This window comes from Kineococcus vitellinus, from assembly GCF_009906315.1.
In the GTDB taxonomy this organism is placed as follows: Bacteria; Actinomycetota; Actinomycetes; order Actinomycetales; family Kineococcaceae; genus Kineococcus; species Kineococcus vitellinus.
This window is the reverse complement of the sequence record NZ_JAAALL010000094.1, coordinates 1-14,464: the sequence shown is the minus strand read 5'-3', so window position 1 is coordinate 14,464 and position 14,464 is coordinate 1. Positions and strand designations below refer to the sequence as shown.

The window sequence follows — 14,464 nt, the reverse complement described above, 5'->3', positions numbered from 1 at the left end:
GGCCGCGCTCGTGGGGGCGCCGACGCCTACGCCACCCACGCCCCCACGAGCGCGGCCCGGGGCTGCGCGCTCGTCGCGGTCGGCGCGGCGGCGCTGGCGCTGCTGAGCACGGGTCAGCTGCCCGCCGGCGGGGCGGTGTGCGCGCTCGCCGCCCTCGTCGCGGCGACGCTCGTGCGCGGCCGGCGGGCGGCGCGCACGGCGGGGGTGGCCGGGGCCGCCGCGGTGGCCGTGTGGGCGCCGGGCCTGGTGGCCGACGGTGGGGTGCCGGCGCTGTGGCCGGTGGCTGCCCTCGCGCTGGCGGTCGGGCAGGTGGGCACCGCGAGCACGCTGCGCGCGCTGCGGCTGGCGCTGGGCCTGGCCGTGCTCGTCGCGCTGGCCGCGGCGGGCATCGCCCCGGTGCCGGCGCTGGCCGGCCCGCTCGCGCTGGTGTGGGCCGGCGCCCTGGCCGGGTTCGCGCTGTCGGTGCCGCACCGCGGCGCCGACGCCGCCCAGCGCGCGCGCAGCGCCCGCGCGCTGGGAGCGGCCGGGCTGGCCGGCCTGGTGCTCTTCCTGCTGCTGCCGCAGCCGGACGGCGCCGCCCTGCCCGGCGGCCTCGGCGGGGAGCGCTCCGCGGCCGGCGGTGCGCGCGGCGGCGACGGTGCGCGCACGGCCCGGGCCTACGCGGACGGCGAGCTGGACCTGGACGCGCGCGGGGAGCTGCCGCTCACGCCGCTGCTGTCGGTGCCGGCGGACTCCCCCGCGCTGTGGCGGGCGGCCGTGCTGGACACCTACGACGGGCACGGCTGGAGCGCGGCGGGCGCGGGCACGGTCTGGTACGAGCGCACCGGTGCCGACGACGGGCAGCCGCGCTACGTCGCCGACGCCGAGGAGGGCGCGGGCGGGGGCGGGCCGCAGCGCACCGACGCCGTCGAGCCGCTCGGCGACTACCCCGCGCTGGTGTCCGCCGGGGCGCCCGCCGCGCTGGCCACCGACGCCGAGCTGGCGCCGACGGCCTCCGGCGCCCGGCTGCTGCCTGCGCACCGCTCCTACGTCGTCACCTCCACCCCGGTGGCGACGACCTCGGACGGTGCCCCCGCCCCGGGCGCGGGCACCGCCGCGGCCGCACCGGCCGACCCGGCCCGCTGGCTGCAGCTGCCGTCCTCGCTGCCGCAGCGGGTGCGCGACCTCGGCGCGCAGCTGGCCGGGCCGCGCGCCGGGGACCCGTTGGCGGCGGCCCGCGCGGTGGAGCGGCACCTGCGCGCCGGCGCCCGCTATTCCCTGGAGGCCCCCGTCCCGGACGCCGACGAGGACTCCGTGGCGGAGTTCCTCTTCACCGACCGCATCGGCTTCTGCGAGCAGTTCGCCAGCGCCGAGGTCGTGCTGCTGCGCAGCGCGGGCGTGCCGGCGCGGCTGGTGACGGGCTTCTCCGGCGGGGAGCCGGTGGCGGGCGACGCCTCGCGGCGGGTGCTGCGCTCGGCCGACGCGCACGCGTGGGTGGAGGTGTGGGTGCCCGGCCGGGGGTGGACGTCCTCGGACCCCACGGCCGGGGCGCCCCTGGTGCGGGGCGGGGCCGCCTCGCTGCCGGCCCGCGCCTGGCGGGAGGTGCAGCAGCGGGTGGACGCGCTGCTGGCCGACGAACGGGCGCGGTGGCTGGTGGCCGCGGCCCTGGTGGCGCTGGCCGGGCTGGGCGCCGGGCTGCTGCGGTGGTGGCGGGTGCGCCGGGCCGCCCGCGGCGCGGGTGCGGGCGGTGCGGGCGCGCGCCGGGACGTGGTGACGGTGGAGCTGCTGCTGGCGCTGCAGGCCTGGGAGGCGGCGCTGCCGGCGCCGCTGCGCCGGGGCGCCGCGGAGGGGCTGTCGGCGTGGGCCGCGCGGCTGGGTGCCGTGGCGCCGCGGGTGCCGGGGACGGCGGCGCTGGAGGTGGTGGAGCGGGCGTGCTTCGCGCGGCGGGTGCCGCCGCCGGCCGAGCTGCGGACGGCGCGCGAGGAGCTGCAGCGCGCCGGTGCGTCGCTGCTGGCGGCGACCCGCCGAGCGCGCGGAGCGGAGCGTGAGCACGGCGTCGGCGCTGGGTGAGCACGGCAGCGGCGACGGGTGTGACGCCCGACACTCCCGACACCCGTCGGACACCCCGGGGGGCACCTCGACGGGCGCCGCCGTCCCCGGCGGTTAACCTGAGTCCTCGCCGCGCCGGTGGCCTCTGGCCAGCGGGGGCAGCAGCTGCAGGAGCACGTGTGCGAGCGGCACGGCGTACCTCCGCCGCGCGGCCGACGACCAGGAATCGGGGAAGCCCTTGAACAACCCTTCGACCGGCCGGCCCGTCGGTGCGACGAGCCCCGACGCGCTCGGCAACATGACGTTCGAGCCCGCCAACGCCGCGCTGCTGTCCATCTCGCACGTCGAGGCGCCCGTGGTGGTGCCCTCCTCGCACTTCGACGACGTGCTCTCCGACACGCTGCAGCGGCTGCGGCTGCGCCCCGGGCTGCTGGAGAAGGTCGCGGGGGTGAGCGAGCGCCGCTGGTGGGCGCCGGGGCAGAACGCCGCCGACGTGGCCGCCGAGTGCGGCGTCAAGGCCCTCTCGGAGGCGGGGGTGGACGCCGCCGACGTGGGTCTGGTCATCAGCACGACGGTCACCCGCCCGCACCTGGAGCCGGCGATCGCGACGTCGGTGCACCACGGCATGGACCTGCCGCCGTCGGCGATGAACTTCGACATCACCAACGCGTGCCTGGCGTGGGTCAACGGCGTGCAGGTGGCCTCCGCGATGATCGACGCGGGCGTCATCCGCTACGCCGTCGTGCTGGGCGCCGAGGACGTGCGCTCGATGCACCGGGGCACGATCGACCGCCTGCAGCGCGAGGGCATCACCCGCAAGGACTTCCTCAACGAGTTCGCGACGATGACGCTCGGGTGCGGGGCGGCGGCGGCGGTCATCGGCCGCGCGGACGAGCACCCCGAGGCGCACCGCATCCTCGGCGGGGTGACGCGCGCGGGCACCGCGCACCACGAGCTGTGCATCGGCGACATGAACCACATGCGCACCGACGCCAAGCTCATGCTCACCGAGGGCATCGAGATCGTCGCCGACGCCTTCACCGGCGGCGACCGGCGCTGGGGCTGGCGCGACGCCGACCGCTTCGTCATCCACCAGATCTCCCGGGTGCACACCGAGACGCTGGTGGAGCGCATCGGCGTGGACGCCGCCAAGGTCCCCATGACCTTCCCCCGCTGGGGCAACGTGGGGCCGATCTCGCTGCCGATGACGCTGGCGGCGACGGCGCCGGAGCTCTCGCCCGGTGACCGGGTCGTGGCGATGGGCGTGGGCTCGGGCCTGAACACGGCGATGATCGAGCTGGCCTGGTGACGACGGAGCCTCCCCCCGCGCCCTCCGCGACCGCGGGTTCCCACGCGGGCCCGGGTGCCGGTTCGCACCCGGGCCCGCGCCCGCCGTCCTCGCCGACGCTGCCCGCGGTGCTGCCGCCGCGCGACCTGCCGGGGCTGGACCCGCGCTGGTCGCGGCTGGTCAGCGCCCCGGACGCCGACGGGGTCGAGCGGCGCTGGCACGTGCTGGACACCGCGCCCGACGGCGCGCAGGACGGGGACGAGCTCGCCGGGACGCTGCTGTGCGTGCACGGCAACCCCACGTGGTCCTACCTGTGGCGCCACCTGGCCGCGCAGGCCGTGCGGCACCGCCCGCGCTGGCGGGTGGTGGCGGTGGACCAGCTGGAGATGGGCTACTCCGAGCGCACCGGCCGCAGCCGCCGGCTGGCCGAGCGCGTGGAGGACCTCGCGAACCTCGTCGAGGTGCTCGGGCTGTCCGGGCGCGTGGTGGCCGTCGGGCAGGACTGGGGCGGCATCGTCGCCTCGGGCTGGGCCGCCGGGGAGCTGGCCCGCTCCGGGCGCAGCCGCCACAGCGGCTCGCGGGTGCGGCTGGCCGGCCTGGTCGTGGCCAACACGGCGGCCTCCTACCCCGCGTCCGCGCCCGCCCCGGGCGCGCTGAAGCTGGCGACGCTGCCGGGCGTGCTGCCGGCGGTCACCAGCCGCAGCGAGCTGTTCCTGCGCACCACGCTGGCGCTGCCGCGGCCGGCGCTGGAGCCCGCCGTGCGCGCGGCCTACCGCGCGCCCTACCGCACCCGCGCGGAGCGGGCCGGCATCGAGGCCTTCGTCGCCGACGTGCCGATCGGCTCCGCCCACCCCAGCCGGCCCGCGCTGGACGCCGTCACCGAGGGCGTCGCCGCGCTGGCCGCCGCACGGCTGCCGACGCTGGTGCTGTGGGGCCCGCGCGACCCCGTCTTCGGCGAGGAGTTCCTGCGCGACTGGCGCCGCCGGGTGCCGCACGCCGACGTGCACCGCCTGGCCACCGCCAGCCACCTGTCGCCGGAGGACCCGCTGTTCGCGGCCGCGGTGCTGCGCTGGCTGGACGAGCGCGTGCTGCGGTCCGCACCGGACGAGCAGCCCGACGGGCAGGCGGACGCACCCGCGGGCGCACCGGGGGCCGCGGCACCCGCCGCGCCGGGGGCCGGCGTCTTCGACGCCCTCGCCGCCCAAGCCGGCGACCCGGCCACCGCGGACGCCCCCGCGGTCGTGGAGGTCGCCGCCGACGGCGGCTCGCGCACCGTCGGCTGGGGGCTGCTGCAGCGGCGCACCGACGAGCTGGCGGCCGGCCTGCTCGCGCTCGGCGTGCAGCCGGGGCAGCGGGTCTCGCTGCTCGTGCCGCCGGGGGCGGACCTGACGGCCGCGCTGTACGCGGTGCTGCGCGTGGGGGCCGTCGCCGTCGTCGCCGACGCCGGTCTGGGCGTGCGCGGGCTGACCCGCGCCGTCACCGGCGCCGGGGTCGACTGGGTCGTCGGGGTGCCGAAGGCGCTGGCCGCGGCCCGCGCGCTGCGCTGGCCGGGGCGCCGGATCGCCGCCGGGGACGTCTCCGGGCTCGCGCTGCGCGCGCTGGGCGCCACCGCCCACCTCGTCGACGTGGCCCGCACCGGCGCGCAGCGGCTGGCCGCCGGATCGGCGCTGCCGCCTGTGCCGCAGCCCTCGGCGCAGGCCGCGGTGCTGTTCACCTCCGGCTCCACGGGCCCGGCCAAGGGCGTCGTCTACACCCACGCCCAGCTCGCGCAGCTGGCGCGGGCCATGGGGCGCACCATCCGGATCGGGCCGGGGCAGCCGCTGGTGTCGGCGTTCGCGCCGTTCGCGCTGTTCGGCCCCGCGCTGGGCGCCACCTGCGTGGTCCCGGCGATGGACGTCACGCGCCCGGCGACGCTGACCGCGGGGGCGCTGGCCGACGCGGTCGCCGCCGGCCGGGCCACCTCGGTCTTCCTGGCGCCCGCGGCGGTCGTCAACGTGCTGGCCACCGCGGACGCGCTGACCGGCGCGCAGCGGGAGGCGCTGGCCGGGGTGCGGGTGCTGCTGAGCGCGGGTGCGCCGGTGCCGACGCCGCTGCTGCAGCGGGTGCGCGAGCTGATGCCGCTGGCCGACCCGCGCACCCCCTACGGGGCCACCGAGGTGCTGCCGGCCACCGACGTCGGCCTCTCGGACGTGCTGGAGGCCGGCGCGGGCGAGGGCACCTGCGTGGGCCGGCCGGTGGAGGGCGTCGTGGTGGCGGTCGCGCCGCTGGACGCCGACGGGCGCGCCGGGCGGGAGCTGGTGGACGCCCCCGGGGTCAGCGGCGAGGTCGTCGTCGGCGGTGAGCACGTCAAGGACCACTACGACCAGCTGTGGCTGACCCAGGCGGCCAGCGTCGACGTGCTCCCCTCCCCGGCGCTGCGCGCCGCGGTCGGCGCGGGCCGCTGGCACCGCACCGGCGACGTGGGCCACCTGGACGAGGCGGGGCGGGTGTGGATCGAGGGGCGCCTGGCGCACGTCGTCGTCACCGCCGACGAGGTCGTCACCCCGGTCGGCGTCGAGCAGCGCGCGGAGAGCGTCGAGGGCGTCGCCCGGGCGGCGCTCGTGGGCGTGGGGCCGCGCGCGGCGCGCCAGCTGGTCGTCGTGGCCGAGGCGGACGCGGCCGCGGGCGGTCCGGTGGCGCGCACGACCGTCGCCGGTCCCGAGCTGTCCCAGGCGGTGCGGGTGGCCACCGGGCGCAACCTGGCGGCGGTGCTGCTGGTGCCGGCGCTGCCCACGGACGTGCGGCACAACTCCAAGATCGACCGGGCGCGGGTGGGCGCCTGGGCGGAGCGGACCCTGGCGGGCGAGCGGGCGGGGAGGCTGGCGTGAAGGTCCTGGTGACCGGTGCGAGCGGGATGCTCGGGCGCGAGACGGCGCTGGCGGTGCACCGCCGCGGCCACGACGTGCGGGTGCTGCAGCGCCGCCCGGCGTCCCTGGAGGGCCCGGAGGAGGTGCTCGGCTCCATCACCGAGCAGGCGGCGGTGCGCCGGGCCGTCGAGGGCGTCGACGCCGTCGTGCACCTGGCGGCGAAGGTGTCGGTGACCGGCCCGCACCCGGAGTACGTGGCCACCAACGTCGAGGGCACGCGCACCCTGCTGGCCGCGGCGCGGGAGGCGGGCGTCTCCCGCTTCGTGATGGTCAGCTCCCCGTCGGTGGCGCACGCGGGCTCGGCGCTGGTCGGGGTGGGCACCACCCCGGCGGACCCGGCGGCCGCGCACGGCTCCTACGCGGTGACCAAGGCGCAGGCCGAGCTGCTGGCGCTGGCCGAGGACTCCCCCGGCTTCGCGGTGTGCGCGGTGCGCCCGCACATCGTGCTGGGGCCCGGCGACACGCAGCTGGTGCAGCGCATCGCCGACCGGGCGCGCGCGGGCCGGCTGCCGCTGCTGGACGACGGCACGGCGCTCATCGACACCACCTACGTCGACAACGCGGTGGACGCGCTGGTGGCCGCGCTGGAGCGCTGCACCGACGAGGGCGTGCACGGGCAGGCGTTCGTGGTGACCAACGGCGAACCGCGCACCGTCGCCGAGGTCTTCGCCCGCATCTGCCGCGCCGCGGGCGTGCCGGCCCCGACCCGGCGGGTGCCGTCGGGGGTGGCCAAGGTCGCCGGCAGCGTCGTGGAGCGGGTGTGGACGCGCTTCGCGCTGCCCGACGAGCCGCCCATGACGCGCTTCCTGGCCGAGCAGCTGTCGACGGCGCACTGGTTCGACGTCTCCCGCACCCGCGAGCTGCTGCGCTGGGAGCCCCGGGTGCCGCTGGACGAGGGCTTCGACCGCCTCGCCGGGGGCTTCACCGGCCGTTAGGGTCGGTCGGGTGATCACCGGACCGGGGCGGGGCAGCCGCAGCGCGCGGCTGCGCGAGGACGCGCGCGAGGACCTGCAGGAGCTGCGCTCGCTGGACCTGGCGCCGCGGCCCGGCGAGCACGGCCTGCACCGCGCCGCGCGCGTGGAGGACGCCGTCAAGGGCCTGGTGGGGCGGCGGCTGCGCCGGCGCGGCTACCACGCGCGCGCCGTGGCCTACCCCGGCTACGGCGGGCCGGGATGGGTGCGCGTGCTGGGGCGGGTGCTGCTGGGCCCGGCGGAGACCTCCGCGGACGTGGAGCGCGAGGAGCTGCGCAGCGTGCGCGGCTGGCGCAACTTCCTCACCGTCCCGGTGGCCGACGCCGAGGTGCACGTGCGCATCGGCGGTGAGCGGGGGGTGCGCACGGTGCTGCGCACCAACCGCGAGGGCTTCCTCGACGAGGTCGTGCAGGTGGACCTGCCGCCCGGTGAGCACGAGGTGGTGCTCACCGTGGGTCCGCAGTCGCTGGACTCCGAGCGCGTGGCGGCCGCCGTCGCGGCCGTCGACGCCGCCGAGGACGACACCGAGGGCGGGTCGGACCGGGTGCCGGAGATCGTCGTCGGCCACAGCGGCGCCTCGCGGGTGTTCGTGGTCGGCGAGGAGCCGGTCACCGGGCTGCTGTCCGACATCGACGACACCGTGGTGGTGACGCGCCTGCCGCGTCCGCTGGTGGCGGCGTGGAACAGCTTCGTGCTCGACGAGCGCGCCCGGGTGCCCGTCAACGGGATGGCGGAGCTGTACCGGCAGATCACCGCCGAGAACCCGGGCGCGCCGGTGCTGTACCTGTCGACGGGCGCGTGGAACGTGGCTCCGACGCTGACCCGCTTCCTGCGCCGCACGGGCTACCCGGCCGGACCGCTGCTGCTGACGGACTGGGGGCCGACGAACACCGGCTGGTTCCGCGACGGCAGCGCCCACAAGCGCGGTTCGCTGGCGCGGCTGGCGCGCGAGCTGCCGCAGGTGACGTGGCTGCTCGTCGGCGACGACGGCCAGCACGACCCGACGCTCTACGCGGAGTTCCTGGCCGCCGCCCCCGAACGGGTGCGCGGGGTGGCGATCCGCCGGCTGACCCCGGCCGAGCAGCTGCTCGCCGGTGGGCACGCGCTGTCCTCGGACGCGGCCCCGGCCGACTCCCCCGTGCCGTGGGTCACGGGTGACAACGGCTACGAGCTGCTGCACCACTGGTACCGCGCGGGCGTGCTGCGCGCCCCCTGACGGCACGAGGCCGGCCCCGCGTGAGCGGGACCGGCCTCGTGGGGTCGGGGCGCGGCGTCAGAGCCGGACGCGCCGCGGGTTGGCGACCGTGGTCAGGTCGATGCTGCGCACGTCGATCACGACGTCGCTGCTCTCGGGGGTGCTCTTGTCGTCCATCACTCAACCTCCAGTTTCACGGACGGTGCCTGTGCTCGACCGCAGACATCGTTGTCGTCGCACCGGGTGGGTGGCGGGTCTCGATCACTGTAACGACATCCGGCGCCCAGGCAATCCCCGCCTGCACCCGAACGGGTCCCCGCACCGGTGAGGTTGGTCACGGGGATCGCCCTCGACGCTCTCGACGCCCCCGGTCGGGGGGCCGATCGGGGGCGTCGGGGGCGCGTCAGGAGGCGCGCCAGCAGGCCCGGCCGGCGGCCTTGGCGCGGTACATCGCGGTGTCGGCGCGGCGCAGCAGCTCGGCTGGCTCCAGCTCGCCGTCGGTGCGGGCGGCGCCGACGCTGGCGCTGACGACGACGGTGCGCACGCCCAGGTCGACGGGGATGGTGATGCGCTCGCAGACGCGCTCGGCGATGGCCGACAGCGCCCGGGCGTCGGCCACGTCCTCGCACACGAGCACGAACTCGTCGCCGCCGATGCGCGCGGCGGTGTCACCGGCGCGCAGCAGCCCCCGCAGGCGGTCGGCGACCTCGCGCAGCAGCGCGTCGCCGGCGGCGTGCCCGAGGGTGTCGTTGACGTCCTTGAAGTGGTCGAGGTCGACGAACAGGACGGCGTGGCCGCCGCCCAGGCGCCGGGTGCGCGCGTGCGCCGCGCGCAGCCGCTCCTCGGCCCTGACCCGGTTGGGCAGCCCCGTCAGGGCGTCGTGCAGGGCGGCGTGCTCGAGCTGCTCGGCCTCGCGCTTGCGGGCGGTGACGTCCTCGACGAAGGCGAGGAAGGCCGGCTCGCCGGTGCTGGTGGAGGTGAGCGACAGGGAGACCTGCGCCCACACCGCGCTGCCGTCGGGCCGCTCGTAGCGGCGCTCGCGCTGCACCACCTCGGCGGCACCGGAGAGCAGCTGCTCGACCTGGTCGGCGGCCTCCTGGCGGACCTGGCGGTCGCGGGTGCTGCCGCGGTCGCCGACGACGGGGTCCACGACGTCCGCGGCGCTGGAGCCGACGAGCTCGACGGCGTCGCGCTGCAGCAGGGCGCACAGCGCGTCGTTGACCTCGCTGATGAACCCCTCCAGCCCGAAGAGCAGCATGCCGACCGGGCCGCGGGCGAAGATCTCGTGGAAGCGCCGCTCGGAGCCGGCGAGGGCGTCCATCGTCGTGATGGTCTCGGTGAGGTCCTGGGCGATGCCGACGGCGCGCACCGGCCGCCCGGCGGCGGAGCGGTCGCTGACCACGGAGCGGGTGTGGATCCACCGCCCGTCGCCGGGGCCGTCGAGCAGCCGGTAGGTGCACTCGACGACCTCGCCGGGCGCGGAGGCGCGCAGCGCCTCCAGGGCCCGCCGCACGCTGGCGCGGTCGTCGGGGTGCACGGCCGGCGCGGCCGCGCCCGACCCGGCGGCCGACCCGGCGCCGGGGCCCGCGGCGTCGGCGGACAGGCCCAGCAGGGAGGGGGTCCCGTCGTTGGTCCACTCCAGCAGGCCCTGCGGCAGGTGCACGCGGTAGATGGTGTCCGGGCTGGCGGAGATGACCGCCTCCTGGCGCCCGAGCACCGTGCGCAGCTGCTGGCGGGCGGCGCGGTCGGCGGTGACGTCGTGCAGGAGCAGCACCGCTCCCCCGTCCGGGGTGGGGCACGCGCGGGCGGCGGCGACGAGCAGCTGCCCGTCGGAGCGGGCGAGGTCGACGTCGAGCTCGACGGCGGGAGCGGTGCGCACGGCGCGCAGCACGTCGGCGCCGGTGGGCGCGGGCCCGGTCAGCGTCGCGGCCGCCGGCGGCACGGGGCCGCCCACGGCCGGCCCCAGCCACCAGGGCAGCCGGCGGGCGCCGAGCAGGTCGGCGGGCTCCTCGCCGACGAGGCGCGCCAGGCCCGGGGTGACGTGCGCGACGACGCCGTCGGCGTCCAGCAGCAGCAGGCACGCACCCGAGACGCCCAGCGCGTCCACCAGCTGCGCGGGGTGCGGGTGCGCGATCGGCGTCGTGCCCACCCGCCCACCTCCACGTGTCGCTCCGCCGGGCCGCCCCGCTCGCGCGCGGACGGTCCGTGGAGGTGTCGGCCCGGACCCGGCGGGTCTTGAGCCGTCGCGGCCGATCGCGCGTCGAGAACTGCGCGTCAGGACCGGTGGGTCAGGACCGGCGGGTCAGGACCCGGCGCGGCGCACGAAGCCCTGCAGCGCGCTGACGGCCTCCTCGGAGGCGGCGGCCGCGGCGACGTTGGCCTCGCGCACGGCCTCGTAGACCTCCTGGCGGTGCACCTGCACGTCGCGGGGGGCGTCGATGCCCACCCGGACCACGTCACCGCGGACTTCGAGGACGCGCACCACGACCTCGTCGCCGATGACGACGGACTCCCCGGCCTTGCGCGTCAGGACCAGCATGGGGACAGCATAGGTGACGAATCGTGGTCAGCCATGTCGTTCGAGTCACAGGATTGACGCGTGTGGTGCGGTGCGGTGCCACGACACCGAGACGCCCGCCCCCGCGGGGCGGGGGCGGGCGTCTCGGCGGGTGCGGGCGGTGGGGCTCAGGCGTCGGTGCGGCGCCGCCCGGGGCCGTGGCCGAAGCGGTCGCCGGCGTGCTCGCCGGGCTCGGCACCCTCATCCTCGGCCAGGGCGGCCTGCGCCTGGTAGCCGCGCACGAGCGTGCGCAGCACGCTGCCGGCGACGGCGCTGACCAGCAGCCCCAGCACCAGGTGCAGCAGGGCGGTGTCGACGCTGCCCCGACCGGTGAAGGCCGCCCACAGGGACGGTGCGGCCATCAGCAGGCCGGCGGCCAGCACGATCGGGGTCATCGGTCTCCTCGGGCGCGTTGCTTGATCTGGGTCTGCATCACGTAGCGGCGCAGGCGGTCGGCGGCCGCGACGGGCTCGCCGAAGGCCACCACCACCTCCACCCGCTCCGGGTCCAGCGAGGGCAGCGAGCGCACCACCTGCCCCGCCTGGACGACAGGGGCGCCGTCCAGCTCGAAGCCGGCGCGGGCCAGCCGCCCCAGCTGCAGCCAGCTGCCGACGGGCACGCTGACGGCCACGCCGCCCTCGCTAAGGTCGACGAGCAGCCCGCCGACGGGCTGCTCGGCCTCCTCGGCGGCCGCGTCCTCGTGCTGCAGCGGGTCGCCGGGCACGGGGTGCAGGCTCGCCGCCCCGCGGGCGGGCACCCGCGCGTAGCGGCGCCGCTGCTCGACGACGACCTCGCTGCTGGGGGCCAGCTCCCAGGCCGGCACCCGCCGGCGCACGACCTCGGCCAGCAGGAAGTCCTGGCGGGCCTGGCCGCGCGGGCCGGCCCAGGTCAGGCGCACGGGCAGCCCCGGGGCGACCACGTGCAGGTCGCCCCGGAAGCTGGGCGCGGCGACGACCAGACCGCCGTCGTCGACGTCCTCGATGCGGGTGGGCACCCGCACCTCGTCACCGCCGACGGACTCGGGCAGCTGGATCTCCACCCACACCCGGTCGTTGATCCCCGGCCACGCCGCGGAGGCGGCGCGCGTCAGCGCCGCCGCGGAAGCTCTTCTGGCCACGGCTCGGCCTCCTGTCGCAGCCTCGGTCCGGCCGCGCTTCAGCGCAGGCCGTGCTCGGAGGCGGCGTCGAGCAGCAGGCCGGCCCAGGCGCCGGAGGTCGCGGGGCGGCCGTCGAGGAAGCCGACGGGCACGTCCAGCGACAGCACGTCCAGCGGGTCCGGGCTCTCGGCGGCGCGGTGCACGGCCAGGCGGCGGGCCGGCAGGCCGACGTGCTCGAGGGCGCGCAGCAGGCTGGCGACCGCGTGGCTGCGGCGGGTGGCGTCGACGCAGACGACGACGGCGGCGGCACCGATCTCGGCGGCCATGCGCGCGGCGCGCTCGGCGTCGGCACCGGTGGGCCGGGCCGGGATGGCCACGGTCAGCGGGGCGCTCCAGCGGCGCGCCTGCTCCTGGCGGGCAGGCAGCTCGTCGGCGGTGACGGTGTTCTGCACGTCGGCGCGGCCGAGCACCAGCGGCGCCTCCGAGCCGACCTCGTCGGCCACCAGCAGGGCGGCCGGGACGACGGCGTCGGCCTCGCCGACGACGACGACGAGCTCGCCGGAGCCGACGCGCAGCGGCGCGGGCACGTCGATGTCGCGCGCCAGGCGCAGCACGTCGCCGGTGTCCTGCGGCTCGCGGTACGACGTCCGCGCCGCCGGGCGGTCGCTGTAGGTGGTCACGTTGTCACGGTAAGTCATGTCCATGGTCATCGCCTCGTTGTCGTCCCCGCCAAGTCCGTTGCCCTGGCCGGTGGCCGGGCCGTTGTCGTAGCCGCCGCGCTGAGTGCCGGCGCCACCGCGTTCGTCGGTGCGCGGTGCGCGCCCGAAGCCCTCGGCGGCCGGGTAGGCCTGCCGCCGCTCGAGCGGGCGCTCCTGCACGCGCTCCACCGGGCGCACCGGCTCCGGGCGCACCTCGGCGCGCACCGGCTCCTCGACCTCGAAGCCGCCCTCGAAGGCGCCCTCGAACTGCGCCGCCTGCTCGCCCTCGTAGCCGCCCTCGGCGACCTCGGCCCAGGTCTGCTCGGCCTCGCGGGCGCCGAAGCGCTCGTCCGCGAAGCGGTCGCCGAACTGGTCGCCGAACTGGTCGCCGAACTGGTCCTCGACCGGGGCCGGGCGGCGCAGCTCGGGGCGGCGGAGCGGACGCGCCTCGGGACGCTCCGTGCGCCGCGTGGAGGCGACGCCGTTGGCTGCACCGAACTGGTCAGACACGCGAACCTCCGGAGTGCGGGTGGCCGGGGTGCTGCGGCGACCCTCGGGGGCCGCAGCGCCGCCGGCCGCGGGACGGCCCGGGCGGGGACGCTCGGGCCGCATCGACTGCCTGGTCACCGAGCGTACATCAGCGGTTACTGGAGTTGCAGGAGTTCGCCCGGCGCCCGCACCGGCCCCGCCACCGGCTCCCCCGCCGGCGACCGAGGAGCGCATCGACTGCAGGGTGCGCGCGAAGGTGTCGCTCTCGGTGGAGATCGGGCGGTGCGGCTGCGCGCCGCGCAGCGGCTGCTGGGCGGCCTCGCGCCGCGCGCCCGGCAGCGCCGCGGCGCCGCTGCGCCCGCCGTGCTCGCCGTGCTCGCCGCCGGCGGCGAACATCGCCTGCAGGCGGTTGCTGCCGTCGGCGGCATCGGCCGCGGCCAGCACCTCGCCGAGGCTGCGCTCGCGCGCCGGCTGCGGCGCCGCGGCGGCCATGCGGTCGGCCTGGCGGCGGCGGACGTCGGCCCGCGCCTCCTCGCGCCGGGCCAGCTGGCGCTCCTGCTCGCGCTGCAGTTCCTGCTGCCTCATCCGCTCCCTCTCCTGCTGGGCCTGCGCCGCGCGCTGCTGCGCCGTGCGCTCCTGCTCCGCGCGCCGGGCGCGCTCCACCTCTGCCCGCTCGGCGGCGGCCCGCTCCGCGGCGGCGCGCTCGACCTCGGCGCGCTCGGCGGCGGCGCGCTCGGCAGCGCGCTCGGCGGCGGCCTGCTCAGCCGCAGCTTGCTCGGCGGCGGCCTGCTCGGCGGCGGCCTGCTCAGCCGCAGCACGCTCAGCCGCAGCACGCTCGGCGGCGGCCTGCTCGGCGTCCGCGCGCTCGATCTGCGCACTGGCCTCCTCGAGCAGCTCGGTCTCGAACCGCTCGGCCTCCGCCGCGTCGACGGCGTCGAGGGCGGCCACCAGGTGGGCGGCCTCCTCGGCCTCGAGCGCCACGGCCTGCTCGGCCGTGCGGGTGTCGGCCGTGTGGGTGAGGTGCATGCCCTCCTCCTCGGCACGTGCGGGCGATCCCTGAAGCCCCCGGACGGGTTCGTGCGGCGCAGCGGTGCCCGCGGCGACCTCGTCCACGCCGTCGGCGTCGTCCAGCAGCCCGGCGGCGCGGGCGCCGGCGACGGCACCGCTGGCGGCGAGCATGTCCAGCAGCCCCTGGCGGGCGGCCTCGAAGTCGTCGCCCGCGGGCGCCTCCTGCAC

Annotated in this window: 9 protein-coding genes and 1 pseudogene; 5 read left to right on the top strand and 5 right to left on the bottom strand. The window is 78.3% G+C overall.

The annotated features are described in order from the left end of the window. The 5 genes from GTQ99_RS10450 to GTQ99_RS26840 all read left to right on the top strand — a co-directional run. A partial coding sequence (locus GTQ99_RS10450; protein WP_166615669.1) for a transglutaminase-like domain-containing protein occupies positions 1-2,049 on the top strand: 2,049 nt, incomplete at its 5' end. A gap of 277 nt (positions 2,050-2,326) precedes the next feature. After that, positions 2,327-3,337: a 3-oxoacyl-ACP synthase III gene (locus GTQ99_RS10445; protein WP_166615672.1), complete on the top strand. Its 1,011-nt coding sequence runs from the start codon at positions 2,327-2,329 to the stop codon at positions 3,335-3,337. A gap of 107 nt (positions 3,338-3,444) precedes the next feature. Next, entirely contained in the window at positions 3,445-6,183 is a 2,739-nt protein-coding gene (locus GTQ99_RS10440) for an alpha/beta fold hydrolase (RefSeq protein WP_205707196.1), read from the top strand. Next, on the top strand, positions 6,180-7,157 hold the full coding sequence (locus tag GTQ99_RS10435; RefSeq protein WP_166615668.1) for an NAD-dependent epimerase/dehydratase family protein: 978 nt from the start codon (positions 6,180-6,182) through the stop codon (positions 7,155-7,157). The genes GTQ99_RS10440 and GTQ99_RS10435 overlap by 4 nt, the downstream gene beginning before the upstream one ends. A 124-nt stretch (positions 7,158-7,281) precedes the next feature. Next, entirely contained in the window at positions 7,282-8,409 is a 1,128-nt protein-coding gene (locus tag GTQ99_RS26840) for an App1 family protein (RefSeq protein WP_420814541.1), read from the top strand. 382 nt (positions 8,410-8,791) lie between these two features. On the opposite strand, the gene GTQ99_RS25065 is transcribed toward GTQ99_RS26840, so the two are convergent. The 5 genes and pseudogenes from GTQ99_RS25065 to GTQ99_RS10405 all read right to left on the bottom strand — a co-directional run. Next, positions 8,792-10,537: a diguanylate cyclase domain-containing protein gene (locus tag GTQ99_RS25065; protein WP_166615667.1), complete on the bottom strand. Its 1,746-nt coding sequence runs from the start codon at positions 10,535-10,537 to the stop codon at positions 8,792-8,794. Positions 10,538-10,690: 153 nt separating this feature from the next. Then, positions 10,691-10,927 carry a carbon storage regulator CsrA gene (gene csrA / locus GTQ99_RS10420; protein WP_166615666.1) on the bottom strand — a complete coding sequence of 79 codons (237 nt, stop codon included), beginning with the start codon at positions 10,925-10,927 and terminating at the stop codon, positions 10,691-10,693. A 146-nt stretch (positions 10,928-11,073) separates the two neighbouring features. Then, complete coding sequence (locus GTQ99_RS10415) at positions 11,074-11,340, bottom strand: hypothetical protein (protein ID WP_166615665.1); 267 nt, start codon at positions 11,338-11,340, stop codon at positions 11,074-11,076. Then, positions 11,337-12,062 (bottom strand): PilZ domain-containing protein, encoded by a 726-nt coding sequence (locus GTQ99_RS26835; RefSeq protein WP_166615664.1) that lies wholly within the window; start codon positions 12,060-12,062, stop codon positions 11,337-11,339. Before GTQ99_RS26835 ends, GTQ99_RS10415 begins: the two co-directional genes overlap by 4 nt. A gap of 38 nt (positions 12,063-12,100) precedes the next feature. After that, a pseudogene (locus GTQ99_RS10405) lies at positions 12,101-14,464 on the bottom strand (hypothetical protein); the annotation flags it as partial.